17 protein-coding genes are annotated in these 26306 nt (G+C 64.7%); 7 read left to right on the top strand and 10 right to left on the bottom strand.

Going from position 1 to position 26306, the window contains the following annotated elements; genetic code table 11:
- The first annotated feature begins 5 nt into the window (after positions 1–5).
- From HNQ71_RS27860 to amaB, 7 genes are all read left to right on the top strand, one after another.
- On the top strand, positions 6–3365 hold the full coding sequence (locus HNQ71_RS27860) for a transglutaminase family protein (RefSeq protein WP_184876460.1): 3360 nt from the start codon (positions 6–8) through the stop codon (positions 3363–3365).
- A gap of 6 nt (positions 3366–3371) precedes the next feature.
- Positions 3372–5783 (top strand): circularly permuted type 2 ATP-grasp protein, encoded by a 2412-nt coding sequence (locus tag HNQ71_RS27855; protein WP_184876458.1) that lies wholly within the window; start codon positions 3372–3374, stop codon positions 5781–5783.
- A gap of 66 nt (positions 5784–5849) precedes the next feature.
- A complete protein-coding gene (locus tag HNQ71_RS27850) occupies positions 5850–6734 on the top strand; it encodes a transglutaminase family protein (RefSeq protein WP_184876456.1) in 885 nt (294 codons plus the stop codon).
- Between the two features lie 99 nt (positions 6735–6833).
- A complete protein-coding gene (locus HNQ71_RS27845) occupies positions 6834–7940 on the top strand; it encodes a DNA topoisomerase IB (RefSeq protein WP_184876454.1) in 1107 nt (368 codons plus the stop codon).
- Between the two features lie 107 nt (positions 7941–8047).
- Complete coding sequence (locus HNQ71_RS27840; RefSeq protein ID WP_184876452.1) at positions 8048–8422, top strand: YciI family protein; 375 nt, start codon at positions 8048–8050, stop codon at positions 8420–8422.
- Positions 8419–9693, top strand: coding sequence for an RNA polymerase sigma factor (locus tag HNQ71_RS27835; protein WP_184876450.1), 1275 nt, complete (start codon positions 8419–8421; stop codon positions 9691–9693). The genes HNQ71_RS27840 and HNQ71_RS27835 overlap by 4 nt, the downstream gene beginning before the upstream one ends.
- Before the next feature lie 184 nt (positions 9694–9877).
- Entirely contained in the window at positions 9878–11392 is a 1515-nt protein-coding gene (gene amaB / locus HNQ71_RS27830; protein WP_184876448.1) for an L-piperidine-6-carboxylate dehydrogenase, read from the top strand.
- Between the two features lie 47 nt (positions 11393–11439).
- Here amaB and HNQ71_RS27825 read toward each other — a convergent pair whose 3' ends face one another.
- From HNQ71_RS27825 to HNQ71_RS27780, 10 genes are all read right to left on the bottom strand, one after another.
- Positions 11440–12306 carry a hypothetical protein gene (locus tag HNQ71_RS27825; RefSeq protein ID WP_184876446.1) on the bottom strand — a complete coding sequence of 289 codons (867 nt, stop codon included), beginning with the start codon at positions 12304–12306 and terminating at the stop codon, positions 11440–11442.
- Positions 12307–12568: 262 nt separating this feature from the next.
- Positions 12569–13444, bottom strand: coding sequence for a hypothetical protein (locus HNQ71_RS27820; RefSeq protein ID WP_184877121.1), 876 nt, complete (start codon positions 13442–13444; stop codon positions 12569–12571).
- Positions 13445–13625: 181 nt separating this feature from the next.
- A complete protein-coding gene (locus HNQ71_RS27815; protein WP_184876444.1) occupies positions 13626–16910 on the bottom strand; it encodes an efflux RND transporter permease subunit in 3285 nt (1094 codons plus the stop codon).
- Positions 16907–20023, bottom strand: a complete 3117-nt coding sequence (locus HNQ71_RS27810) for an MdtB/MuxB family multidrug efflux RND transporter permease subunit (RefSeq protein WP_184876442.1) — start codon at positions 20021–20023, stop codon at positions 16907–16909. Before HNQ71_RS27810 ends, HNQ71_RS27815 begins: the two co-directional genes overlap by 4 nt.
- Complete coding sequence (locus HNQ71_RS27805; protein ID WP_184876441.1) at positions 20020–21393, bottom strand: efflux RND transporter periplasmic adaptor subunit; 1374 nt, start codon at positions 21391–21393, stop codon at positions 20020–20022. Before HNQ71_RS27805 ends, HNQ71_RS27810 begins: the two co-directional genes overlap by 4 nt.
- Positions 21394–21723: 330 nt before the next feature.
- Positions 21724–22125, bottom strand: coding sequence for a hypothetical protein (locus HNQ71_RS27800; protein WP_184876439.1), 402 nt, complete (start codon positions 22123–22125; stop codon positions 21724–21726).
- A gap of 112 nt (positions 22126–22237) precedes the next feature.
- On the bottom strand, positions 22238–23038 hold the full coding sequence (locus HNQ71_RS27795) for an endonuclease/exonuclease/phosphatase family protein (protein WP_184876437.1): 801 nt from the start codon (positions 23036–23038) through the stop codon (positions 22238–22240).
- A gap of 110 nt (positions 23039–23148) precedes the next feature.
- Positions 23149–24612 carry a phospholipase D-like domain-containing protein gene (locus HNQ71_RS27790; protein ID WP_184876435.1) on the bottom strand — a complete coding sequence of 488 codons (1464 nt, stop codon included), beginning with the start codon at positions 24610–24612 and terminating at the stop codon, positions 23149–23151.
- 89 nt (positions 24613–24701) lie between these two features.
- The gene (locus HNQ71_RS27785) at positions 24702–25514 is read right to left on the bottom strand and encodes a 3-methyl-2-oxobutanoate hydroxymethyltransferase (protein ID WP_184876433.1); all 813 of its coding nucleotides are present in this window, start codon (positions 25512–25514) and stop codon (positions 24702–24704) included.
- Positions 25515–25522: 8 nt separating this feature from the next.
- On the bottom strand, positions 25523–26305 hold the full coding sequence (locus tag HNQ71_RS27780; RefSeq protein ID WP_184876431.1) for a hydroxypyruvate isomerase family protein: 783 nt from the start codon (positions 26303–26305) through the stop codon (positions 25523–25525).
- Position 26306 lies beyond the last annotated feature (1 nt).

The raw sequence follows: 26306 nt of genomic DNA, 5'->3' as shown, positions 1-26306 counted from the left end.
GCCCCATGGCAATTCTGGCAGCTGTCTACCATCTGACCCATTACAAATATGACCGGCCGGTTGTTCTCGGGCCGCAGATCATCAGGCTGCAGCCGGCGCCGCATTCCCGCACCAAGGTCTTGAGCCATTCGCTGAAGGTCGAGCCGGCAAACCACTTCGTCAATCTGCAGCAGGACCCCTACGGCAACTTCCTCGCCCGTTTCGTCTTTCCGGAGCCGGTGTCGGAACTGAAGATCGAGGTCGATCTCGTCGCCGACATGACGGTCTACAATCCGTTCGATTTCTTCGTCGAGCCGTCGGCCGAGGCGTTTCCGTTCGAGTATCCGGAAGAGATCCGCGACGATCTCGCCATCTACCGCACGCCGGAACCGGCCGGTCCGCTGCTGTCGGCGTTGCTTGGGACCATCGACCGCAGCGCAAAGAACACCGTCAATTTCCTCGTCGACCTCAATGCCCGGCTGCAGCGCGAAATCGCCTATATCGTGCGTATGGAGACCGGTGTGTTCTCGCCGGAAGAGACGTTGGCGGCGAAAAAAGGCTCTTGCCGCGATTCAAGCTGGCTGCTGGTGCAGATCCTGCGCAACCTCGGCATCGCCGCGCGCTTCGTGTCCGGCTATCTGATCCAGCTCAAGCCGGATCTCGTCGCATTGGACGGACCGCCGGGAACGGCGATAGACTTCACCGATCTGCATGCCTGGTGCGAGGTCTATCTTCCCGGCGCCGGCTGGATCGGCTTCGATCCGACCTCCGGCCTGCTCACCGGCGAGAGCCATGTGCCGCTCGCCGCCACGCCGCATTTCCGCAATGCCGCTCCGATTTCCGGCATGGCGAGCTTTGCCAATGTCGATTTCGGCTTCGAGATGCGGGTCGATCGAATAGCCGAACATCCGCGTATCACCAAGCCGTTCTCGGATGAAAGCTGGCAGGCGCTCGATGCACTCGGCAACAAGGTCGATGCAGCACTTGCCGAAGGGGACGTGCGGCTGACCATGGGCGGCGAGCCGACCTTCGTCTCGATCGACGATTTCGAATCCGCGGAGTGGAACACCGCTGCGGTCGGGCCGACCAAGCGTGAGAAGGCCGATGCGCTGATCCGACGGTTGCGCGAGCGCTTCGCGCCGGGCGGCTTTCTCCACTACGGCCAGGGCAAATGGTATCCGGGCGAGAGCCTGCCGCGCTGGACCTTCTCGCTCTACTGGCGCGCCGACGGCGAGCCGGTGTGGAGCGACCCGTCGCTGATCGCGCGCGAAAAGAGCGCGGCCGATGTCGGGCCCAAACAGGCCGAAGACCTGCTGACGGCGATTGCCGGTGAGCTCGGCATCGAAAAATCCATGGTCAGCGAAGCCTATGAGGATCCGGCCGAGTGGCTGCTCAAGGAAGGCAAGCTGCCGGACAATGTCGACCCGTCCAACTCCAAGCTGGAGGATCCGGAAGAGCGTAGCCGCATGGCGAAAGTCTTCGAACGCGGGCTGACCAAGCCGTCCGGTTACGTGCTGCCGGTACAGCGCTGGAACAGCCAGGCATCGGGACCACGCTGGCGTTCGGAGAAGTGGAAGACGCGGCGCGGTCGGCTGTTCCTGGTGCCAGGCGATTCCCCGGTGGGCTATCGCTTGCCGCTCGGCACGCTTCCCTATGTGCCGCCGGCGCAGTTCCCCTATATCGTGCCGGTCGATCCCTCGCTGCCACGCGGCCCGCTGCCGGCGCGCGAGGCGATCCTGCCCGTAGCGGCTCCGGCCGAACTCGAAGGCGCCGATGAAATGGCGCGCCGCCAGCAGGCGGTGTCGTTCACGGCGGCAAGCGGCCAACAGGACCGGGTCGAGCAGGAAATCACCGAGATCGGTGGCGCGGTGCGCACCGCACTCTCGGTCGAGCCGCGCGACGGGCGGCTCTGCGTGTTCATGCCGCCGGTCGAGGCGCTGGAAGACTATCTCGAACTCGTCGCTGCCGCCGAGAATGCAGCGCGGGCGATCGGCCTGCCGGTGCATATCGAAGGCTATGGCCCGCCGCACGATCCGCGCCTCAATGTCATCCGCGTCGCGCCCGATCCCGGTGTCATCGAGGTCAACATCCATCCCGCCGCCAACTGGCAGGATTGCGTGGCGACGACGACGGCGATCTATGAGGAGGCGCGGCAGACCCGGCTTGGCGCCGACAAGTTCATGATCGACGGACGCCACACCGGCACCGGCGGCGGCAATCATGTCGTGGTCGGTGGCGCGACACCCAATGACAGCCCGTTCCTGCGCCGGCCCGATTTGTTGAAGAGCCTGGTGCTGCAGTGGCAGCGGCATCCGTCGCTGTCCTACCTGTTTTCCGGCCTGTTCATCGGCCCGACCAGCCAGGCGCCGCGCTTCGACGAGGCGCGTCACGACTCGCTCTACGAGCTCGAGATCGCGATGGCGCAGGTGCCGCATCCCGACCAGGGCGGGGCACCCTTGCCGTGGCTGGTCGACCGACTGTTCCGCAACCTGTTGACCGATGTCACGGGCAATACGCACCGCTCGGAAATCTGCATCGACAAGCTGTTCTCGCCGGACGGACCGACCGGCCGGCTCGGTCTGGTCGAGTTCCGCGGCTTCGAGATGCCGCCCAATGCGCGCATGAGCCTAGCGCAGCAGTTGCTTGTCAGGGCGATCATTGCCCGCGCGTGGAAGAACCCGGTCGACGGCCGCTTCGTGCGCTGGGGCACCTCGCTGCATGATCGTTTCATGCTGCCGCACCATGTCTGGGCGGATTTTCTCGACGTGCTCGACGATCTCAAGCTCAGCGGCTTCGCGTTCCGTCCGGAATGGTTCGATGCCCAGCTCGAATTCCGCTTCCCATTCTGCGGCGAGGTCCAGCACGCCGGCATCAAGCTGGAGCTGCGGCAGGCGCTTGAGCCTTGGCACGTGATGGGCGAGCAAGGGGCGATCGGCGGCACCGTGCGCTTCGTCGATTCCTCGGTCGAACGGCTGCAGGTCAAGACCGAAGGTCTCAATCCGGAGCGTCATGCGGTGGTCTGCAACGGCCGCATCGTGCCGATGAAGGTCACCGACAACCGCGAAGTGGCGGTGGCGGGCGTCCGCTTCAAGGCGTGGCAGCCGGCTTCGGGCCTGCATCCGGCGCTGCCGGTCAACACGCCGCTGGTGTTCGATATCTATGACCGCTGGTCGGGCCGCGCGGTCGGCGGCTGCGTCTACCACGTCGCGCATCCGGGCGGGCGCAACTACGACACCTTCCCGGTCAACGGCAACGAGGCGGAGGCACGGCGGCTCGCCCGCTTCGAACCGCGCGGCCATACGCCGTCCGGCTATGTGTTGCGTGAGGAACAACCGGCGGAAGATTTCCCGATGACCCTTGACCTTCGGCGGCCGGCAAGACTCTGATCAACGATGGCAAAGGGGAATCACAAAAGGGTACGCGGCAAGCCGCAGATCCACAGCCTGCTGGAGCACTACCAACCGATCGACGGCGTCGTCGACGAGATGGTCGATGCGTCAGGCACTCCCCGTCCAGTCTGGAAGCACTTCATCGAGGCACTCGACGAACTGGGGGCTGAGAAGCTTGGCCAGCGCTTCGCCCGCGCCGACCAGTATCTGCGCGACGCCGGCGTCTACTACCGCGTCTATGACAAGGCCGGCGCCAATGAGCGCGAATGGCCGCTGGCGCATATTCCCCTGCTCATCGAAGACAGCGAGTGGGCCGCGATCAGCGCCGGCCTCGTGCAGCGCGCCGAACTGTTCGAAGAGACGATTGCCGATATCTACGGGCCGAACCGGCTGGTCGAAAAAGGCATCCTGCCGGCGGGCCTGATCGCCGCCAGCCCGGAATATTTGCGGCCAGTGGTCGGCACCAGGCCGGCTGGCGGGCATTTCCTGCATTTCTGCGCGTTCGAACTCGGCCGCGGGCCCGACGGCCAATGGTGGGTGCTGGGCGACCGCACCCAGGCGCCATCCGGCGCCGGCTTTGCGCTGGAGAACCGCGTCGCCACCACACGCGCGCTGTCCGATATCTACGGCGAGATGCATGTGCATCGCCTTGCCGGATTCTTCCGCCGTTTTCGCGATGCGCTGATCGGCATGGCCAAGGAAACCGACGGCCGTGTCGCCATCCTGACGCCGGGGCCGCTCAACGAAACCTACTACGAACACGCCTATATCGCCCGCTACCTCGGCATCATGCTGCTCGAAGGCGAGGACCTGACCGTCTCCGGCGGCAGGCTGATGGTGCGCACGGTCTCCGGCCTGATGCCGATCAGCGTGCTGTGGCGGCGGCTCGACGCTGCCTTCGCCGACCCGCTCGAACTGCGCTCGGATTCGCAGATCGGCACGCCGGGCCTGGTCGAGGCGATCCGCCAGGGTGCGGTTGCGACCGTCAACGCGCTTGGCTCCGGCCTGATGGAAACACGCGCGCTGCTCGCCTTCCTGCCCAAGATTTCGCGCGCCTTGCGGGGCGAGGAATTGCTGCTGCCGAGCGTCGCGACGTGGTGGTGCGGGCAGGCGACGGAACGCGCGCATGTGCTGGCGAATATCGACCGCATGGTGATCGGTCCGGCGCTGTCGACACGGCTTGCCTTCGAGGATGACAACCAGACGAAGCTCGGCTCGGCGCTGTCCGCCGGGGAGCGGGCGGAACTGGTGGCGCGCATCGAAGGCGAAGGCGGCGCCTTCGTCGGCCAGGAAGCGGTGACGCTTTCGACGACACCCGTTTTTGTCGGCGGCTGGCTGGAGCCCCGGCCGGCGAGCCTGCGCGTCTATCTGGCGCGCACGCCCGAGGGCTGGACGGTGATGCCGGGCGGTTTTGCCCGCGTCGGCCTGTCGCTCGATCCGACGGCGATTGCCATGCAGCGTGGCGGCCAGGCGGCTGACGTTTGGGTGGTTAGCGACAGACCGGTGGATCGCGAGACGCTGCTGCCGCAAGAGGGCGACAGCTTCATCCGCACCAGGCCTGGCAGCCTGCCCAGCCGAGCGGCGGAAAACCTGACCTGGCTCGGCCGCTACATCGAACGCTCGGAAGACACGGTGCGCATCCTGCGCGCCTATCATGTGCGGCTCGCCGAGACCTCCGACCCCGACATACCGCTGCTTGCCGACATCAGGGATTATCTCGAGCCTTTCGGCATCGATGTCGAGACGGCGATCCCGTCGGGGCTGATCGGCACGCTGGATAGCGCCGTCTACAGCGCCGGGCAGATACGCGACCGGTTCTCCCCCGATGGCTGGCTGGCGCTCAAGGATCTGTCGAAGACCATCCATCAGTTCGCCACGACGGTGGCGCCCGGCGACGACGCGACACGGGCCATGACGGTCATCCTGCGCAAGCTCGCTGGTTTCTCGGGCCTGCTGCATGAGAACATGTACCGCTTTGCGGGCTGGCGTTTCCTCGAGATCGGCCGGCGGCTGGAGCGCGGCATCCAGATCGCCCGCACGCTGTCCCGGCTGACCGGCGCCAAGGCGCCGGACGGCGCGCTCGACATGATGCTGGAGATCGGCGACAGCGTGATGACCCACCGCCGGCAATATCCGGTGCAGGCCGGCCGGCGCACGGTGGTCGATCTCCTGGCGCTCGACCCCCTCAATCCGCGCTCCATCCTGTTCCAGCTCGAAAGGCTGAAGGCAGAGATCGGCCTGTTGCCGTCGCTCGGCGGCGAGGGGCACATGTCGCCGGCGGCCAAGGAGATCCTGCAGCTCAACACCCAGATTGCCATCAAGGAGCCTTCGGACATGACGGCCAAGGCGCTGGACGATCTCGCCTATGAAATCGGCGGCCTCTACAACAGCCTCGCCAAAGCCTATTTCGGCTAGGCAGGTTCCGCAAAGGGTCAGATGGTTTTGCGACAAGACCCTGCGCCAAGACAAGAAAAGTAGCGCATGCTTTACGATATCCGGCTCCATCTCCATTACGACTATGCCGCGGCGGCGGGCGGCGGCCGCCACCAGATCCGCGTGCTGCCATCGACGATTCCCGGCGTGCAGCGTGTCATCGCCGCGTCATTGTCCTTCGCGCCGGCGCCCAACGAACGTTCGGATTTCTCCGACTTCTTCGGCAACAACGTCACCTCGATCGCCTTTCGCGACGCACATGACGCGCTCGACATAAGGATGAGCGCACGCGTATCGGTGTCGCGGCCCGAGCCCGGGCTCGACGTGTCACCGGATATCGGCCGGCTCAGGCAGGAACTCGCAGCGGTGCGGTCGCTGGCGCCTGATGCACCGCATCATTTTCTGACGGGCAGCACCCATGCCGGCATCGATGCTGCGATCACCCTCTATGCGCAAGGCAGCGTCGGCAGCTCGGCCGCCGGCACGGCGATGGACCTGTGCAATCGCATCCATCGCGATTTCACCTATGACGGCGAAGCGACCACGGTGCGGACCCGGGCCAGCGATGCCTTCAGGCTGAAGCGCGGCGTCTGCCAGGACTTTTCGCACATCATGATCGCCGGCCTGCGCGGGCTCGGCATTCCGGCCGGCTATGTCAGCGGCTTCCTGCGCACCATCCCGCCGAAGGGCAAGCCTCGGCTGGAAGGCGCCGATGCCATGCATGCCTGGGTCAAGGCCTGGTGCGGGCGCGACGCCGGCTGGCAGGAATTCGATCCGACCAACGGCATGCGCGCCAGCAACGACCACATCACCGTCGGCCATGGCCGCGACTATTCGGACGTGGCGCCGATCGTCGGTGTGCTCAAGACCACCGGCGGACAGGTCGGCGAACAGGCCGTCGACGTCATTCCGGTCGTGCTCGAAAAAGCCTGAAAGCAGGCTCGGCGCCAGTGCTGTCGCCGGCTTTTCAGATGATGCGTGGAACCAGCAATCGGCCCGCAGCTTATCTACGGATATTTGCGTGGAGCAGACATGCTGCAAAAATCCGGATTGTCGCACAGCCGGCCGGCTGACGAGGATGTTGTGCCGAAGAACGCGGCGCCGAAGAACGAGGCGCAAACTTCGGCCGATCATGCATCGCTTACCTATGTCAGCGATGCCGAGCCCGGCATAAGGCGGCTGAAGTCAGCCAAGGGGTTTTCCTACAAGGAACCGAACGGGCGGCCTGTTTCCGATGCCACGCGGGCACGCATCGAGGCGATCGTCATTCCGCCGGCCTGGGCGGATGTGTGGATTTCGCCAGACGCCGACGGCCATATCCAGGCGACCGGCAGGGACCAGCGCGGACGCAAGCAGTACCGCTACCATCCGCAATGGGCCGAAGAACGCGACGGCGCAAAATATTCGAGCCTTGTCGCCTTTGCCGAAAGCCTGCCGGCCTTGCGGCGCCGGATCGACAGCGATCTGCGCCGTCGCGGCCTGCCGCTCGAGCGTGTCGTCGCCGCCGTCGTCTGGCTGCTCGACAACACGATGATCCGCGTCGGCAACGCCGCCTACGCGCGCGACAACAAGAGTTTCGGGCTGACCACATTGCGCGACCGCCACGTCGACATCGTCGGTTCAAGCCTGCGCTTCGCCTTCAAGGGAAAGTCCGGCAAGGAATGGAAACTCAAGCTGGTCGATCGCCGCATCGCCGGGATCGTGCGCGGCGCACAGGACCTGCCGGGCCAGAAACTGTTCCAGTATCTCGATGAAGACGGCAACAGGCGGCCGGTCCGTTCCGAGGACGTCAACTGCTATATCAGGGAGGCCGCTGGCGATGCGTTCAGCTCCAAGCACTTCCGCACCTGGGGCGGCACCATCCACGCCGCGTCACTGTTTGCGCAGGTGGAATTGCCGGAAAGCCAGGCGCTGCAAAAGCGGGTGATGAACAGCGTCATCGACAAGGTCGCCGAGCGGCTGGGCAACACACGTGCCGTCTGCCGCAAATGCTATATCCACCCGCAGGTGTTCGAGGCCTGGTCGAAGGGGCGATTGCTCGACGAAATGGCGCAAGCCAACAAGCGCAAGCGCTCGATAGAGGGCCTCGATGGTGAGGAAGCTCTCGTGCTGAGATGGCTGAAGGTGCGCGAAAGCTGACTGGCGGCAAGGGCGGTTGCCAAACGCGCAGCGCCCAGATTTTTTTATCGACGTCGTGTCGGGATCGGTCCTAGTGTTTCGTCCTTTGACAGAGAAAAGGACCAACCATGCTCTACGCAATCCTCTGCTATGCTTCCGAAGACGTCGTCAGCTCGTGGAGCAAGGCGCAGGACGATGAAGTCATAGGCAAGCTTCTCAACGTCCAGGAAAAGTACGTCCAGGCCGGACGACTTGGCCCGGTGGCGCGGCTGTTGCCAACCACGGCGGCAACGACGCTGAGAAAGGTCAAGGGCGAAGCCGTCGTCATCGACGGACCTTTCGCCGAGACCAAGGAGCAGTTCCTCGGCTTCTACACGCTGGAATGCGCGGATCTCGACGAGGCTGTCGAGTTCGCCCGCGAACTGTCCGACGTCAACCCGAGCGGCGGCTCCTACGAGATCCGGCCGGTTCAGATGTTTCAAGCCAACAAGATTCCCGCATGACCGAGCTCGCCTGGATAAGCTCGACAATCAACACCGCCCGTCCGCAGGCGATGGGCGCGCTGCTGCGTTATTTCCGCGATCTCGATACGGCGGAGGAAGCTTTCCAGGATGCGTGCCTCAGAGCCTTGAAGAACTGGCCGCAGAACGGGCCGCCGCGTGACCCGGCGGCCTGGCTGATCTTTGTCGGCCGCAACAGCGGCATCGATGCGGTGCGCAAGCGTGCCAAGCAGGCGCCGATGCCGGAGGAAGACCAGATCTCCGACCTGGAAGATGCCGAGAGCGATATGGCCGAGCGGCTGGACGGCGCGCATTATCGCGACGACATCTTGCGGCTGCTGTTCATCTGTTGTCATCCCGATCTGTCGCCGACGCAGCAGATCGCGGTGGCGCTGCGCATCGTCTCGGGCATCACCGTCAAGCAGATCGCGCGCGCCTTCCTGGTCGGCGAAAGCGCCATGGAACAGCGCATCACCCGCGCCAAGGCGCGCATTGCGGACGCCGGCGTGCCGTTCGAAACGCCGGGCGCGGTCGAGCGCTCGGAACGGCTCGCCGCTGTCGCCGCCATGGTCTACCTGATCTTCAACGAGGGCTACTCGACCAACAGCGGCGAGGCGCCGGCCCGCGCACCGCTGTGCGAGGAGGCGATCCGGCTGGCGCGGCTTTTGCTCAGGTTGTTCCGGACCGAGCCGGAGATCATGGGGCTGACGGCGCTGTTGCTGCTGCAGCATGCACGCGCGCCGGCCCGTTTCGATGAAGACGGCGAGATCGTGCTGCTCGAGGACCAGGATCGCAGCCTGTGGAGCCGCAAGATGATCGACGAAGGCCTGGCGCTGGTCGACAAGGCGCTGCGCCATCGCCAACCCGGCCCCTACCAGGTGCAAGCGGCGATTGCCGCGCTGCATGCGCGGGCCGAGAAGGCGGAGGATACCGACTGGGTGGAGATCGACCTGCTCTACAGCCTGCTCGAACAGATGCAGCCGTCTCCGGTAATCACGCTCAACCGCGCGGTCGCGGTCTCAAAGGTGCGTGGACCGGCAGAGGCGCTTGCCATGATCGAGCCGCTCGAACAGAGGCTTTCCGGCTATTTCCACTTCTTCGGCCTCAAGGGTGGCCTTTTGATGCAGCTTGACCGGGGCGAAGAGGCGCGTGTCGCCTTCGACCGCGCCATCGCGCTTGCCAACACGGCCGCGGAAGCGGCCCATATCCGCATGCATATCGACCGCCTGATGAAAGACGGTGCCGCACGAGGACCTGCGCGCACGGCGAAATGATTGACTCGCGGTCTGGTTCAACGGGTCTGCGCTCGGCTTGGACCATGCCGGGGTGGTGATTTTCCCCTGAAACGAGTAATGCCACGCCATGACAGTGCCTGGGGTGCCTTTCGGCACGCGGGCGACATGGCGCAAGGCTTGACCCGGCGCCATATGATGGCGACGGGATCTGAAAGGGACAAAAATGACCATAGCGAAGGAAACGGCCGAGCTTCTGGCGCAACTGGGTGTGGCCAAGGACGCGCTTGCCGGCGGCGACCTGATTGTGCGCAGCCCGGTGACGGGTGAGCAGATCGCGGCGCTGAAGACGATCTCGCCGGCCGACGCGGCCAAGACCATCGATGCCGCGCACAAGGCGTTCCAGGCGTGGCGCATGGTGCCGGGCCCGCGGCGCGGCGAACTGGTGCGGCTGCTCGGCGAGGAGTTGCGCACGCACAAGGCCGAGCTTGGCCGGCTGGTCTCGATCGAGGTCGGCAAGATCCCGTCCGAGGGGCTTGGCGAAGTGCAGGAGATGATCGACATCTGCGATTTCGCCGTCGGTCTGTCCCGGCAATTGTACGGCCTGACCATCGCAACCGAGCGCCCGGGCCATCGCATGATGGAAACCTGGCATCCGCTCGGCGTCGTCGGCGTCATTTCCGCCTTCAACTTCCCGGTCGCGGTGTGGTCTTGGAACGCAGCCCTGGCGCTGGTCTGCGGCGACGCGGTGGTGTGGAAGCCGTCGGAAAAGACACCGCTGACGGCACTCGCCTGCGAAGCGATCTTTGCCCGCGCGGTAAAGCGTTTCGGCACCGACGCGCCACAGGGTCTTGCGCCGGTGCTGATCGGTGACCGCGCCGTCGGCGAGATTCTGGTCGATCATCCCAAGGTGCCGCTGGTATCGGCTACCGGCTCGACGCGCATGGGCCGCGACGTTGGCCCGCGCCTGGCCAAGCGCTTTGCCCGCGCGGTGCTCGAACTCGGCGGCAACAATGCCGGCATCGTTTGCCCGACCGCCGATCTCGACATGGCGCTGCGCGCGATTGCCTTTGGAGCGATGGGCACGGCGGGACAGCGCTGCACGACGCTGCGGCGCCTGTTCGTGCATGACAGCGTCTATGACGCCCTGGTTCCACGTCTCAAGAAGGCTTACGAAAGCGTGACGGTCGGCAATCCGCTGGAGACCTCTTCACTGGTTGGACCGCTGATCGACAAGGCTGCGTTCGACGCCATGCAGAAGGCGCTGAAGGAGGCGGGTTCGCATGGCGGCAAGGTGACCGGCGGCACGCGGGTCGAGAACGGCCATCCGGATGCCTATTATGTGCATCCGGCGCTGGTCGAAATGCCGAAGCAGGTTTCGCCGGTGACGGAAGAGACCTTCGCGCCGATCCTCTATGTGATGAAATATTCGGATTTCGACGCCGTGCTCGATGAGCACAACGCGGTCGGCGCCGGCCTGTCGTCGTCGATCTTCACCCGCGACCTGCAGGAATCCGAGCGCTTCCTCGGTGTCGACGGTTCGGACTGCGGCATAGCCAATGTCAACATCGGCACTTCGGGCGCCGAGATCGGCGGTGCCTTCGGCGGCGAAAAGGAAACCGGCGGTGGTCGCGAGAGCGGCTCCGATGCGTGGAAGGCCTATATGCGGCGTGCCACCAACACGGTGAACTATTCCAAGGCGTTGCCGCTTGCGCAAGGCGTTTCGTTCGACATCGACTAAGGCCGCCGGGCTACATGGCATCCCCCGCAGGGGGGATGCCGCACCGATCATCTGCTTGCTGGCGAGCCAAAGGCTTCGACGAAGGCGGCATCGATGATGGCCAGCTTCACGGCCTGGGCGGTCATGTATTCGCGGTAGAAATTGGCCGACACCCACATCACCGAATTGCCGCGTTGGCCGAGCCAGCCGACGCTGCCGAGGTCCTCGGCATCACGGAGCTTACGCCCCAAATGGGTTCGCGACAGTTTGAGCCATTTGGCGAAATCGCCGATCGAGACGATGCCGGTCGGGATTTGATCAAGGCCGGCATGATCGGGATCGACGCTCGCTATCAGCCAGTCCATGACGACGCCGCCATTGTTGAGCCAGGTGAACAGGGAAAACGTCTGCCTGGGCTCGCGGACGGGGCTGGAGGAGACCAGGCCGTCGGCCACCAGCGGCTGCACCCTGGCGAGCGCGTCGGGCCGTTCGAGGAACGTCGCCAGACGGTTCGCGCCGTCGAGGCTGTCCAGCGTGTGCAGATGCGCCATCATCCAGCCGGCAACCGTCTCCAGCGTGTTTACTGTGGGTTGTATCGGGCGGATGCGGCCGTCCTGCGTCGTCGGCAGAAGCTCGACAAAATTGTAATGCAGCATCTCTTTGATGAAGGCGTCAGCAGTGTTGCGGCTGGCGACGGCGTTCTGGCGGATCACGTCGATGAAACGTGCCGCCGTCAGTTGCTTGCGGTAGTCATCGGGCTTCCGCCTGAAATGCAGGGCGAGGCCGATATGCGCCATCAGCCAACGCTGCTGGGTGGCGAACACCGACGCGAGCCGAGGGCTCATTCCGTAGGCCTGGATCAGCGCCTGCGCCTGGGCACGGACACAGCGATACAATGCCGGGTGGCCGGCAATAAGCTCCGAGGTCAGTGCCATTCTCCCCCTGCTCCGATTCGGCCTGACGGCTGCGAAGACCAAACCACATTTTCAGCCTTCCGCTTCGGTGTCCAGAAGCAGTCCGCCGATGCCGGTTCACAGCATCGTGGGTTTGCTGCATGACCCGCGTCCTCGACGATTTCCCAAGCCAGGCCTAAAGCGCGCCGCGTTTGAACGGATTCAAGCGACGCGCTTTAGGTCTTTGATTTTATGCATGTCGTTGTCCCAAAATCGGGGCCACTTTTGGGCAACATGCATTGGGTCACGGCAAGGGTCGGCAGGCCTCGGAGGGCGGAAAACAGGTGTTGAAAGCGGCATCGACTATGGCCAGCTTGGCGGCCTGGACGGTCATGTACTCCTGGAAGAACGTCTTCGACACCCACATCACCGAATGGCCGCGTGGGCCGAGCCAGCCGATGCTGCCGAGACTCTCGGCCGCGCGCAGCTTGCGCGCAAGATGGGTCCTCGAGAGCTTGAGCCATCTGGCGAACTCGCCGATCGAAACCACGCTGGTTGGAATCCGGTCCAGGCCGGCATGATCGGGATCGATGCCGGACATCAGCCAGTCCATGACGATGCCGCCATTGTTGAGCCAGATGAACAGGGAAAAGGTTTGGTTGGGTTCGCGCACCGGCTTGGAGGAAAGCAGGCCGTCCGCCACAAGAGGTTGCAGCCTGGCAACCATCTCGGGCCGCTCCAGGAACCTCGTCAGGCGATCCCCGCCGTCGAGCTGATCCAGCGTCTGCAGATGGGCAAGGACCCAGCCGGTAAACGTTTGCACGGTGGCCGCTGTCGGCTGCAGGGGGTGGGTGCGCCCGTCGCCGCCCGACACATATTCGGCGATGTGGTAGTGCAGCATCTCCTTGATGAAAGCGTCCGCGGTGTTGCGGCTGGCCACCGCGTGCTGGTGCACGACCTCGATGAAACGCGACACCGTCAGCTCCTTGCTGCGGTCGTGCGGGTCACGCCTGAAATGCATGGCAAGCCCGACATGGCCCATCAGCCAACGCTGCTGCGTGGCGAAAATGGAAGCCAGCCGCGGGCTCTCTTCATAGATGCGGATCAGCGCCAGCGACTGTGCCTGAACATAGCGATGCAGGGCTGGATGGCCGGCAATGTCTTCCAGATTCAGCGAAATCCTCCTTGTGTTCCGAGCGAGCCGCTGCAACCCAGACGACGTAACCACTTTTTCAGCCTTCGCCGCTTGTGTCCAGACGTTCCACCCCGGTCCACAGGCATGGTGAGCAGGGCCGAGGCGGGCCAAGTTACAGGCCGTTGATCGCAGAGAGGAGTTTGGGACTCTCTGCGTCGGCCGGTTCTCATTCTCCCGGCTGTGCACCGGGCTGCCAAGGGCGCCACGCCGGCGACCGCAGCCTCTGGCACCAGCGGCCGAAGCGGTCGACATAGATGTAGATGACCGGCGTCGTGTAGAGGGTCAGCATCTGGCTCAGCACCAGGCCGCCGACGATGGCGATGCCGAGCGACTGGCGTAGTTCGCTGCCTTCGCCAAGGCCGATGGCCAGCGGCACGGCGCCGAACAGTGCCGCCGTGGTCGTCATCATGATCGGGCGAAAGCGCAGCAGGCACGCCTCGTAGATGGCATCATGCGCCGACTTGTTCTCGTTGCGCTCGGCGGCCAGCGCGAAGTCGATCATCATGATCGCATTCTTCTTGACGATGCCGATCAACAGGATGATGCCGATCAGCGCCATGATGCTGAATTCGATGTCGAAGGCCGACAGGGCCAGCAGCGCGCCGACGCCGGCCGAGGGCAGCGTGGAGAGAATGGTCAGCGGATGGACGTAGCTCTCGTAGAGGATGCCGAGCACGACATAGACGGCGATGAGCGCGGCAAGGATGAGCAACGGCTGGTCTGAGAGCGAATCCTGGAACACCCGGGCCGTGCCCTGGAAACTGCCATGGATGGTGGCCGGCATGCCGATGCGGTCCGCCGCCGCGTTGATGGCCGCGACCCCGTCGCTGAGCGCGACGCCCGGCGCGAGATTGAACGACAGCGTGGTAGCGACGAACAGGCCCTGGTGGTTGACCGAAAGCGGCGTGCTGCCGGGGCCATAGCTCGCGACCGACGACAACGGCACCATCGTCTCGGCACCGGTGCTGACGGCCGATCCGGTCGATGCCGCAGTCTTGCCGGTGCTGGTGATGGAATTGGTCGCCTGGTTGCGCGCGGCATCCGTCGCTGCGGCCGCGGCGCTGCCGGACTGCCCCGGCGCGGCGAATGTGCCGGCAACGGCATTGCTCGCCTGCGAACCGTGCACCGATCCGCCCGACGTGCTGACATAGACCTGTTTCAGCGCTTCGGGGTTCTGCCAGTATTGCGGCGCCACCTCCATGATGACGTGGTACTGGTTGCGCGCCACATAGATGGTGGAAACCTGGCGCTGTCCGAAGGCATCGTAGAGCGTGTTGTCGATCTGGCCGACGGTGATGCCGAGGCGCGTCGCGGTGTCGCGATCGATGACGATATCCGCCTCCAGGCCCTTGTTCTGCTGGTCGCTGTTGACGTCGGTCAGCTTCGGCTCGGTCTGCAGTGCCGTCGCGAGTTTTGGCGCCCATTGCGCGAGCTCGTCGAAACTGTCGCCTTGCAGCGTGTACTGGTACTGCGCGTTCGACTGACGCCCGCCGACGCGGATATCCTGCACCGCCTGCAGGAAGAGGGTGGCGCCCGGCACCACCGCAAGTTCGCGCCGCAACCGGGCGATCACCTGGTCGGCGGAAACCTTGCGTTCGGCCAGCGGCTTCAGCGACACGAACATCGAGCCGGAATTGGTCTGGCCGCCGCCGGTGAAGCCGACAGCGGCATCGACGGCAGGGTCCTTGCTGACGATGCCGGCGAACTGGCTGAGTTTTTGCGACATCAGCTGGAAGGAGGTCGCCTGGTCAGCCTGGATCGAGCCGACAAGCCGGCCGGTATCCTGCTGCGGAAAGAACCCTTTGGGGATGGTGATGTAGAGATAGCCATTAAGGCAGAGCGTTGCCGCAAGTACCGCCATGATCAGCAGCGGATGGTCCAGCGCCCAGGAGAGCGACCGGCGGTAGCCGCTCAGCATGGCGTCGAAGACGCGCTCGCTGAAGCGGTAGACACGGCCATGGGTGCGATCCCTTTCGCCGCGCAGCAGGATCGAGCACATCATCGGGGTGGTGGTCAGCGAAATCGCGAGCGAGACCAGGATCGCGGCCGACAGCGTGATTGCGAACTCGCGAAACAGCCGGCCGATGATGCCGCCCATCAGCAGGATGGGAATGAAGACGGCAATCAGCGAAAGGCTCATCGACAGAACGGTGAAGCCGACTTCCTGCGCCCCCTTGATCGCCGCCTCTATGCGGCCCATGCCGGAAGCGGCGTGGCGGGAGATGTTCTCGAGCACGACAATGGCGTCATCGACGACGAAGCCGGTGGCCACCGTCAGCGCCATCAGCGACAGATTGTCGATGCTGAAGCCGAGCAGGTACATGGCGCCCAGCGTGCCGACCAGCGACACCGGCACCGCTACGATCGGCACCAGTGCCGAACGCAGATCGCGCAGGAAGGCGAAGACGACCAGGATCACCAGGCCGATGGCGATCATCAGCGTCTGCGCGACCTCCCTCAGCGAAGCCCGGATGGTGGTCGAGCGGTCGACCGCCAGCGACAGATCGATGGCCGGCGAGATCGAGGCGCGCAGCGACGGCATAAGTGCCTTCACGCGGTCGACCGTTGCGATGATGTTGGCGTTGGGCGAGCGGTTGAGGATGATCAACACCCCCGGCTTGCCGTTGGCAAGACCGGCATTGCGGATGTTCTCGACGGAGTCGTTGACCTGGCCGACGTCTGAAAGCCGCACCGGGGCGCCGTTGCGATAGGCCACCACCAGCGAGCGATAAGCGTCCGCATGGTTGGCCTGGTCGTTGGCGTAGATCTGATAGCGCTGCGGGCCGACGTCGATGGCGCCCTTGGGGCTGTGGGCGTTGGCCGAGGCGAGGGCCGCGCGCACATCCTCCAGCCCGATGCCGTAATTGTAGAGCGCCTGCGGATTGAGCTCGACGCGCACCGCCGGCAGCGAACTGCCGCCTACCGACACCTCGCCAACACCATCGACCTGCGAGAGTTTCTGCACCAGCACGGTGCTGGCGGCATCGTAGAGCTGCCCCTTGGACAGAGTGTCGGAGGTGAGGGTGAGAATGAGGATCGGCGCGTCGGCCGGATTGACCTTGCGATAGGTGGGGTTGGAATGCAGGCTGGACGGTAGGTCGGCGCGCGCCGCATTTATGGCAGCTTGGACATCGCGCGCGGCGCCGTCGATGTCGCGATCGAGGCCGAACTGCAACGTGACGCTCGCGCTGCCGACGCTGCTCGACGACGTCATTTCGTTGACATCGGCGATCTCGCCGAGATGCCGTTCGAGCGGGCTGGCGACCGTGTTTGCCACGACCTGCGGACTGGCGCCCGGCAGCGATGCCCGCACCGAGATCACGGGGTAGTCGACCTCGGGCAGCGGCGCCACCGGCAATTGCGGAAAAGCCACGAGTCCGGCCGCCAGCAGGCCGAAGGTCAGCAAGGTCGTTGCGACCGGACGCCGGATGAAGGGAACCGACAGGTTCATGGCGCGGCGTCCGCACCATACGCAGGCGGAAGGTCGGGCTGGACGCCTTGCAGCCGGGCGGAAAGGCGATCGAACCAGAGATAGATAACCGGCGTCGTGAACAGCGTCAGCAACTGGCTGACGAGCAGGCCGCCGACGATGGTGACGCCCAGCGGATGACGCAGTTCCGAGCCGACGCCGGTACCGAGCATCAGCGGCAGCGCCCCAAGCATCGCCGCCAGCGTCGTCATCAGGATCGGGCGGAAACGCAGCAGGCAGGCCTGGTAGATGGCTTCGCGCGGCGCCTTGCCTTCGTTGCGCTGCGCGTCGAGCGCGAAGTCGATCATCATGATGGCATTCTTCTTGACGACGCCGATCAAGAGGATGATGCCGATGATCGAGATGATGGTCAGGTCCTCGCCGGCGATCATCAACGCCAGCAGCGCGCCGATGCCGGCCGAAGGCAGTGTCGACAAGATGGTGATCGGATGGATGAAGCTCTCATAGAGCACGCCGAGCACGATGTAGACGGTGATCACCGCCGCCAGGATCAGGAACAGCGTGTTGTCGAGCGAAGCCTGGAACGCGCGCGCCGCTCCCTGGAAATTGGTAATGACGCTGAGCGGCATGCCGATCTCGCTTTGTGCCTGCTGGATCGCGGTGACCGCTTCGCCAAGCGACACGCCGGGCGCCAGGTTGAACGAGACTGTGGTGGCGGGGAATTGCCCCATATGGGTGATCTGCAGCGGTGCGGTGGCGACGTGAGTGCTGGCGACCACGGCCAGCGGCACCGGACTGCCGCCGCTCGACGACGGCAGGTAGACCGACGACAGCGCGTTGAGCGAATCCTGCAAGGAGGGATCTGCTTCGAGAATGACCCGGTACTGGCTGGATGTGGTGAAGATGGTCGAGACGATGCGCTGGCCGAAGGCGTCGTAGAGCGCGTTGTCGATCGTCGCCGGCGTGATGCCGAAGCGCGCCGCTTGGTCGCGGTCGATGTCCACGAAGACGGCGAGCCCGGCATCCGACAGGTCGCTGGCGACGTCTGCGATCTCAGGCAGCGTGTTCAACCTGGCCAGCAGCTTCGGCGTCCATAGCGTCAGCTCGTCGGGATTGGCGTCCTGCAGCACGAATTGATACTGCGTACGGCTGACCGTGCCGTCGATGGTCAGGTCCTGCACCGGCTGCATGTAGAGGGTGACGCCGGCCGTGGCGGCGGTCGCCTGCTTCAGCCTTGCTATGACTTGCGTGATATCGGCGGTGCGCTTTTCATGCGGCTTGAGGTTGATCAGGATGCGGCCGACATTGAGGGTGGTGTTGGTGCCGTCGACGCCGATGAAGGACGACAGGCTGTCGACATCGGGGTCTTTCAGGATGATGGCCGCCAGCTCTTGCTGCCGCTCGGCCATCGAGGCGTAGGACACCGATTGCGGTGCCTCGGTGATGGCCTGGATGACGCCGGTATCCTGCACCGGGAAGAAACCCTTGGGGATGACCACGTAGAGTGCTGCCGTCAGCACCAGGGTGGCCGCCGCGACCAAAAGCATCAGCGTCTGCCGGTCGAGCACCCAGGTCAGCGCGCGGCCGTAGCCCTTGATCACCCAGTCGAAGAAGTCGCGGCTGGCGCGCTGCAGGGCGTTCTCGCGCACCGCCGACAATGGCTTGAGCAGCTTGGCGCAGGCCATCGGCACCAGCGTCAGCGACACCACGGCGGAAATCAGGATGGTGGTGGCGAGCGTGATGGAAAATTCGCGGAACAGCCTGCCGACGACATCGCCCATGAACAGCAGCGGGATCAGCACGGCGATCAGCGAGACGGTCAGAGATATGATGGTGAAGCCGATCTGCCGCGATCCCTTCAGCGCCGCCTGCAGCGGCGTCGCACCCTCCTCGACATAGCGCGCGATGTTCTCGATGACGACGATGGCGTCGTCGACGACGAAGCCGGTGGCGATGGTGAGCGCCATCAGCGAAAGATTGTCGAGGCTGAAGCCGAACAGGTACATGAACCCCAGCGTGCCAACCAGCGACAAGGGCACCGAGAGGCTCGGAATGAGCGTCGCACGGGCGCTGCGCAGGAAGACGAAAATGACCAGCACGACGAGGATGACGGCGAGCGTCAGCTCGTATTCGACGTCGCGCACGGACGCGCGGATGGTGGTGGTGCGGTCGGTCAGCACCTTGACGTCGACGGTGCTTGGCAGCGACGCCTGCAATTGCGGCAACAGCGCCTTGATGCGGTCGACCACCTCGATGACGTTGGCGCCGGGCTGGCGCTGGATGTTGACGATGATCGCTGGCGTGCTGTTCATCCAGGCCGCCAGCCTGTTGTTCTCGGTGGCGTCGACCACCGTTGCCACATCGCTCAGCCGCACCGGGGCGCCGTCCTTGTAGGCGACGATCAGCGAGCGGTATTCCTCGGCGCTTTTCAGCTGGTCGTTGGCGTTGATTGTGTAGGCCCGCGACGGCCCGTCGAAATTGCCTTTCGGCGTGTTGACGTTGGCGCTGCCCAGTGTGGTGCGCAGATCGTCGAGATTGAGGCCATAGGCGGCGAGCTTGCGCGGATCGGCCTGGACGCGCACGGCCGGGCGCTGGCCGCCGCTGAGGCTGACCAGGCCGACGCCCGACAGTTGCGAGATCTTCTGCGCCAGCCTTGTGTCGGCAAGCTGCTGCACATCGCGCAGCGGCATCGTGTCCGATGTCAGGCCGAGCGTCAGCACCGGTGCATCGGCCGGATTGACCTTGGCGTAGATCGGCGGCGCCGGCAGATCGGCCGGCAGCAGATTGCCGGCGGCGTTGATGGCCGCCTGCACCTCCTGCTCGGCGACATCGAGCGAGATCGCCAGGCTGAACTGCAGCGTGATGACCGAGGAGCCGGCCGAACTGACCGAATTCATCTGGTTCAGGTTGGCGATCTGCCCGAGCTGGACTTCCAGCGGCGCGGTGACCGAGGACGTCATGACGTCCGGGCTTGCTCCCGGATAGAAGGTCTGCACCTGGATGGTCGGATAGTCGACCTCGGGCAGCGCCGAGACCGGCAGATAGCGGTAAGCCAGCAGGCCGGACAGCATGATGGCGACCATGAACAGCGATGTCGCCACCGGCCGCAGAATGAAGGCTCGCGATGGGCTCATTGCTGCTGCCCGGACTCCGCGTGACGATGCTTGCGGCCCTGGCCCTTGTGCCTGCCGGTGTCGTCCGGCTTCGGCGTCTCGGATGCCGGCTGATCGGGTGGCTGCGCCTGTGGTTGAGGCGCTGTCCCTGCCGGTGCAGGCGTTGAGGCCTGCGCGGGTGCCTGTGCCGGAGCCTGTGTCTGGCCGTCCTGTTGCAGGTTGACATGGGCTCCGTCGCGAAGCTTGTCGGCGCCGTCGACGACGATGCGGTCGCCGGGGTTCAGCCCCGACAGGATCTCGACGTGCTCGCCATTGGTGACGCCAAGCGTGACCTTGCGCACGGAGACGGTGCTGTCGGGATTGACCAGATAGACGAAGGTGCCAGGCTGGCCGCGCTGTATCGAGGCGATCGGGGCGATCGCCACGTCCTTGTGCTCGTCCACCAGCAGCTCGATGTTGACGAACTGGTTCGGATAGAGAATGCGCGTTTCGTTGGCGAAGCCCGCCCTCAGCTTGATGGTGCCGGTGCTCGGGTCGATCTGGCTGTCGAAGGTTTCAAGCTGGCCGTTGGCGAGCTTCTTGTTGCCGGCGCGGTCGAAGGCGGTGGTGGGCAGCGTGGCGCCCTGCTGCATGCGCTGCGCGATCTCCGGCAAGTCGTCCTCGGGCACGGTGAAAAGGACGCTGATCGGCTGCAGCCTTGTGATGACGACAATGCCGTTGGCATCGCCCGGCGTCACGTAGTTGCCCTCATCCACCTGGCGCAAGCCGGCGCGGCCGTCGACCGGCGCCAGGATGCGGCAATTGTCGAGATTGAGGGTGGCGGTCTGAACCAAAGCCTGGTCGACCTGGATGGAGCCCGCGTCCTGCGCGACCAGGGCGACCTGCGCGTCGAGCGTTTGATGCGTCGCCGCGCCCTGGGTCACCAGTGTCTTGTCGCGCGCAAGGTCGAGCTGGGCGTCCTTCAGCATCGCCTGGTCGCGCGCCAGCTGGCCCTGGGCCTGGGCGAGTGCTGCCTGGTAGGGACGGGGATCGACCTCAGCCAACAGGTCGCCCTTTGCGACGTCCTGACCCTCCTTGAAGTTCACTTGGACAAGCGGGCCGGTGACCTGCGGCTTGACCGTGACGGTGGAGAGCGAGGTCACCGTGCCAAGCGCGTTGAGGGTGACGTCTATCGTGCCCTTCTCGATGGTGGCGGCGCCGATCGACATCGGCTGTGCCCCCCTCCTGTTGCCCGGCTGCCTGGCGGTGACCTGCGGGCGCTGGTAGAGGTACGCGCCGGTGCCGGCAACGACGGCGAGGAAGATCAGCCAGGGAATCCAGCCGCGCGAACGGCGTTGCGCGACATTCGTTTGCAGGGGCGTCTGCAGGGGTATTTCCAACTGCTGGTCCATGGCGGCTCTTTCACCCCCATCAACCAATATGGCCGAAACCGACCCAAGTCGAATTAACAGTTGGACAGGTTTGACCGGCCTTGCCGGCGGTCATTCGCCTCGGTTTCTGCTGTCGCGTCGTGCCGGCAGGCACGGGGCAGATGGCGTTGGAGTGGATGCCGCTCGTCGGCGAGCTGCCTAGCCAGTGATTTGGAGGCCGAGCGGGCGCCGGCTTGCCTCCGGCGTCGCAGATCACCGACTTCGAATGGCGTTAGTTCGCAAGCTACTCATCAATTGATGAGGCAAAAACGAAACCGGCCGGCTTGCGCCGACCGGTTGTTCCGGGCGAGATCAGCCGCAGACGCGGACTTCCTCGATCACCCTGTGGTGGTGGCGCCAGGTCTTGACCAGTTCGATATGGCAGCGGTGATGCCGGTGGTGGCGGCGATATTCGCCACCTTGGTAATCACCGAACTGTACGCTGTCGTCACCATACTGGTTGTCGTAATAGGGCCGGTGGTGACGGCGATACTCGCCAAACTGCACGCCGTCGTTCTGATCGTCGCCATATTGGTTGTCATTGTAATTCCGGTCATGATGGCGGCGGATGATGATCTGGCCACCGTTATCGGACTCGTCCGGCGAATACTGATTGTCGTCGGACTGGATAATCAAGCTTGCTGCTTGCGTTGGCGCAATGACGGCGACCGTTGCGGCCAATGCCATCACCGAAGCCAGGAATAGGTTTTTCATGTCTCGTCCTCCTAGGGTTCAATCATATGAACTCGCGGGAAGGCTTAGCGTTCCAATATCGCTTTTCATAGCCGCGGACGCCAGGTTGGCCGTCATCGGCGGACAATTTGCCTTACAGGCGCACAAATGCCGTCAACGGCAGGTGGTCGGACGCCACCCGCGAAAGCGGCGTGTCATGCGCCTCCACGGCCGAGATCATGCCGTGCCGGTTGGCCATGATGCGGTCTAGCGCCAGCAGCGGCAGGTTTGACGGGAAGGTCGGCACTGCCGGCGGCAGCGGGCCAAAGGTGACATGCAGCGTGTTCAGCGCGGAGCGGTTGCCGAGCCGCCATTCGTTGAGATCACCGAGCAGGAGCGTCGGCGTGGCATCGGGGCTGTTCATGATATCCAGCACGACGCGGGCCTGCTGCGAGCGGGAGCGGCGCAGCAAACCGAGATGGGCGGCGATGACGCGCAGGGTCCGGTTTCCGTCAAGATCGATTTCCGCCACCACGGCGCCGCGCGGCTCCAGCCCCGGCAGCCTGATCTGATGCACGTCGCGGACGACGCCCTTCTTGAACAGCAGGACATTGCCGTGCCAGCCATGTCCCTTGCCATTGGCTGCAATGGGCACCGGCACGAGGCCGGTTTCATGCTCCAGGCGAGACAGGTCGAGAAGCCCGTCACGGTCGCCGAAGCGGTTGTCGGCTTCCTGCAGCGCAATCACGTCAGGATCGATTTCGCGGATGACGCGGCTGGTCCGCTCGGGATCGAACTTCCTGTCGAGGCCGATGCATTTGTGGACGTTGTAGGAGGCAACCAGCGTTCCAGTTGTGCCTGTTCGCTTGGGCGCACCGGCGTTTGCCTTCTGCATCCTGCGGTCGCGAATGGATAGAAGCATGCTTGCCGGAAGGCTGCGTCCAGTTCTGTGCATATCTGTGCTGCTCGTCCTCGCTGGCTTCAATTCGGAACCGGGCTACAGTCAAAATAGGCGCCGTCGGCATATATTCCATGACAGGCAGGCTTCACACGCGCCAACCTGGGCTAGAGATAGGGCGAACCGAGCCACAATACCCGGTCGAACAGCCTGATAAGGAAGGGTCGGGCCCGCAAGGCGTCGAGCGTCACCGGCACTGCGGTGGCGAGCGCCGATCCGATCCGCGCCTGGATCTCGCTGGCAAAGCCGGCGTCGAGGACCTCGAGGTCGATCTCGAAATTCAGCCGCAGCGACCGGGCGTCAAGGTTGGAAGAGCCGACATAGGCCCACACGCCGTCGATCGAAAGCAGCTTCGAATGATCGAACGGTCCCTCCGTGCGCCAGACACGGCAATAGTTCTTCAGCAGCTGATCGAACTGCGCCGTCATAGCGCGGTCGACAAGGAAAAGATTGTTCACCGCCGGCACCACGATGTCGATTTCGACGCCGCGCCTTGCAGCGGTGGTCAAGGCGCTGATCAGTTCACGGTCCGGCAGGAAATAGGGCGACATCAGGCGGATCGATTTGCGGGCGACGGAGAATGCGCCGATCAGCAGCTTGTGGTTGGTCTCGATGCTGGCGTCGGGGCCGGACGCGACCGTTCGCACCAGCATCGGCAGGCCGGGCGCCGGCGACAGCGGCCCAATTCGCCAGGCATCGCCCTTCAGCGCCTCGTCGGTGGCGAAGCGCCAATCCTCGGCAGCGACCGAGAAGAGATCGGCGACGACCGGACCGGTGACCCGAAAATGCGTGTCCCTGGCGCTGTTGGAACCGGCGAACTCGGCCGAGAAGCCCTTGCGGATGTTCATGCCACCGGTGAAGGCGACCTTACCGTCGACGATCAGGATCTTCCTGTGGGTCCTGAGATTGGCGTAGGGCAGGCGCAGGCCCATGACGATGTTGCCGTTGAAGACATCGGCGGGGATGTCGGCGCTGCGCAGATGACCCAGGATGCTGGGAACGGAGTAGCGGGCGCCGACGGCATCGATCAGCACGCGGACCGTGACGCCGCGCCGGACGGCGCCGGCGAGGGCCTCGACGAAGACCTGGCCGACGGCATCATTGTCGAAAATATAGGTCTCGAGCAGGACGCTGCGCGCGGCGCCGTCGATCGCCGCGCACATGGCGGCATAGGCCTCGTCGCCTGTCTCCAGTACATCGATTGCATTTCCAGGGAGGAGCGCGCGCCGCGCGACCCTGTCGCCCAGAGTCCGCAGACCGGTGAACCGCTGCCCGTATCGCTCGACGATCAGGGCCTCTTCGGCGGCAACGTCGCGCTCATGCTTGGCGGACACCGCGCCGCCGGTAAGCGGGCGCTGGGCACTGATCGAGGCGCGACGGATGCGGTTGATACCGGCGACGGCGTAGATCAGCACGCCGATGATGGGCGACAGCACCATGACGCCGACCCAGCCGGTGGCGGCGCGGACATCCTCCTTGGTCATGACGACGTGGATGATGCCGGCGGTCGCCATCACCACCGAGATGATCGCAAGGATTTGGGGCCAGTGAGTCGCCAGAGTCTCGAACATTGCCGGGACTATCCAGCGAGCGGTTGCAGAAGGCAATGCGGCCGATCATGCCCCGGCGTCGAACAGGCTGAATGCTTCCAGGCAAAACATTAGAGACCCAGCGACGCCTTGAAAGCAGAAAGCTCCTCGTCGGTGACGGGGACGACGTGCTGCGGCTCGGGATAGGTGCCCGTCTGCACGTCGGATATGAACTCGCGATAGGCGGCGATGCGCTCGCGCTGCAGCCGTTCATACTCGGCGGCGAAGTTGCGGTAGGTCTTGGCGTGGCGCGGCCTGTGGCCGACGGTATGGCCGAGCACGTCCTCGCTGAAAAGATACTGCGCGTCGGCATGCGGCCCGGCGCCCATGCCAAGCATGATCAGGGGCGTATTCCTCGTGATCAGTTCGGCGACCCGGTCGGGCACCACCTCCAGCTCGGCGCCGAAGCAGCCGATGGCCTCCAGGCGCTTGACGTGATCCCACACCGCACGCGCACTCTCGGCGGTCCTGCCGACGGCCTTGAAGCCGCCGGTCCAGGTGCATTGGGAGGGGATCAGGCCGACATGGGCGACGACCGGCACGGCGTTGTCGCAGAGCGCCTTCTGGATATCGAGCGAGGCGGCGCAGTAGAAACAGTCGCCGCCGATGCGCATGAAGTGATACGCAGTTTTGAGATAATCCTGCGAGGTGACCAGATCGCCGGCAGGACCGTAGGGCAGCCCGACCTGCACGAAGCAGCGGCCGGCCGCCTCGCGCATCTCGGGCGAGAAGAAGCGGCCCTCGATCGAAAGCATGTCGACGCCGGCCGCATACGCTGCCGCCGCCTCTTCGATAGAGGTGACGTAGAGCATGGAAATCTTTTGTCCGCGGCCCTTCATGGCGCGGATGTCGGCGACGGTGGGACGGTTGCTCTTGGTGACCATTTCGTTCCTCAGACAGTGAAAGCTTCACGGAAGGCCTGCAGTGCTGCCTCGGGGTCACCGGAGGCAAACGCCTCCATGCCCACCGGCCCGCGGTAGCCCATATCCTTCAACGCGCGGGCGATGCCGCGATAGTTGATCTCGCCGGTACCGGGCTCCATTCGGCCCGGCACATCGGCCACCTGGACCTCGCCGATCCAGGGCAGGCAGGCGCGGCACAGCTCGATCAAATTCCCTTCGCCGATCTGCGCATGGTAGAGGTCGAGGTTGAGGCGCAAGCCCGGCCGGTTGACATCAGACACCAGCGCAAGCGTGTCTTCGGCGCGTGCGAAAGGCACGCCGGGATGGTCGACCGGAAGGTTCAAATTCTCCAGCGTGAATGTCACGCCTTCGGCCTCGGCAAGGTCGGCAATACGGTTCAGCGTGTCGCGTGCCTTGAGCCACATCGCGCCGGTGACGGTCTCACAGGGCGCGACCGGCGGGCCGCCGTCACCCAACCCGGTGCCGTGCAGGTTGAGTCGCGCGACGCCGAGGCGCTTGCCGACCACCGCGGTCTCCTTCGCTGTCTTCAGCAGTTCCGCGGCGCCCTCGTCATCGGAGAGACGGCCGCGCAGATAGCCGTTCATGATCGAGAAGGTCGCGCCGGATTTCTCGAGCATTGCGAGGTCGTGATCGGGCCAGTTCCAGAGGCCGACCTGGAAGCCCATTTCGGTGAGGCGCCGCACGCGCCATTCCATCGGCCGGTCGCGCCAGAGCATTTCGGCGCAAGCCGCGAGGGTGAAGGTATCGGACATG

The organism is Mesorhizobium sangaii, from assembly GCF_014207355.1.
In the GTDB taxonomy this organism is placed as follows: domain Bacteria; phylum Pseudomonadota; class Alphaproteobacteria; order Rhizobiales; family Rhizobiaceae; genus Mesorhizobium; species Mesorhizobium sangaii.
Note: the sequence above shows the minus strand (reverse complement) of the source record. Positions and strands in the feature narration are given on the sequence as shown.

Excerpts from the sequence above, each read along its gene's own strand:
- HNQ71_RS27785 (WP_184876433.1), bottom strand. The coding sequence starts at position 25,514 with ATGGTCACCAAGAGCAACCGTCCCACCGTCGCCGACATCCGCGCCATG.
- HNQ71_RS27795 (WP_184876437.1), bottom strand. The coding sequence starts at position 23,038 with ATGCACAGAACTGGACGCAGCCTTCCGGCAAGCATGCTTCTATCCATT.
- HNQ71_RS27860 (WP_184876460.1), top strand. The coding sequence starts at position 6 with ATGGCAATTCTGGCAGCTGTCTACCATCTGACCCATTACAAATATGAC.
- HNQ71_RS27800 (WP_184876439.1), bottom strand. The coding sequence starts at position 22,125 with ATGAAAAACCTATTCCTGGCTTCGGTGATGGCATTGGCCGCAACGGTC.
- HNQ71_RS27840 (WP_184876452.1), top strand. The coding sequence starts at position 8,048 with ATGCTCTACGCAATCCTCTGCTATGCTTCCGAAGACGTCGTCAGCTCG.
- amaB (WP_184876448.1), top strand. The coding sequence starts at position 9,878 with ATGACCATAGCGAAGGAAACGGCCGAGCTTCTGGCGCAACTGGGTGTG.
- HNQ71_RS27815 (WP_184876444.1), bottom strand. The coding sequence starts at position 16,910 with ATGAACCTGTCGGTTCCCTTCATCCGGCGTCCGGTCGCAACGACCTTG.
- HNQ71_RS27825 (WP_184876446.1), bottom strand. The coding sequence starts at position 12,306 with ATGGCACTGACCTCGGAGCTTATTGCCGGCCACCCGGCATTGTATCGC.
- HNQ71_RS27835 (WP_184876450.1), top strand. The coding sequence starts at position 8,419 with ATGACCGAGCTCGCCTGGATAAGCTCGACAATCAACACCGCCCGTCCG.
- HNQ71_RS27780 (WP_184876431.1), bottom strand. The coding sequence starts at position 26,305 with ATGTCCGATACCTTCACCCTCGCGGCTTGCGCCGAAATGCTCTGGCGC.
- HNQ71_RS27850 (WP_184876456.1), top strand. The coding sequence starts at position 5,850 with ATGCTTTACGATATCCGGCTCCATCTCCATTACGACTATGCCGCGGCG.
- HNQ71_RS27810 (WP_184876442.1), bottom strand. The coding sequence starts at position 20,023 with ATGAGCCCATCGCGAGCCTTCATTCTGCGGCCGGTGGCGACATCGCTG.
- HNQ71_RS27805 (WP_184876441.1), bottom strand. The coding sequence starts at position 21,393 with ATGGACCAGCAGTTGGAAATACCCCTGCAGACGCCCCTGCAAACGAAT.
- HNQ71_RS27845 (WP_184876454.1), top strand. The coding sequence starts at position 6,834 with ATGCTGCAAAAATCCGGATTGTCGCACAGCCGGCCGGCTGACGAGGAT.
- HNQ71_RS27790 (WP_184876435.1), bottom strand. The coding sequence starts at position 24,612 with ATGTTCGAGACTCTGGCGACTCACTGGCCCCAAATCCTTGCGATCATC.
- HNQ71_RS27855 (WP_184876458.1), top strand. The coding sequence starts at position 3,372 with ATGGCAAAGGGGAATCACAAAAGGGTACGCGGCAAGCCGCAGATCCAC.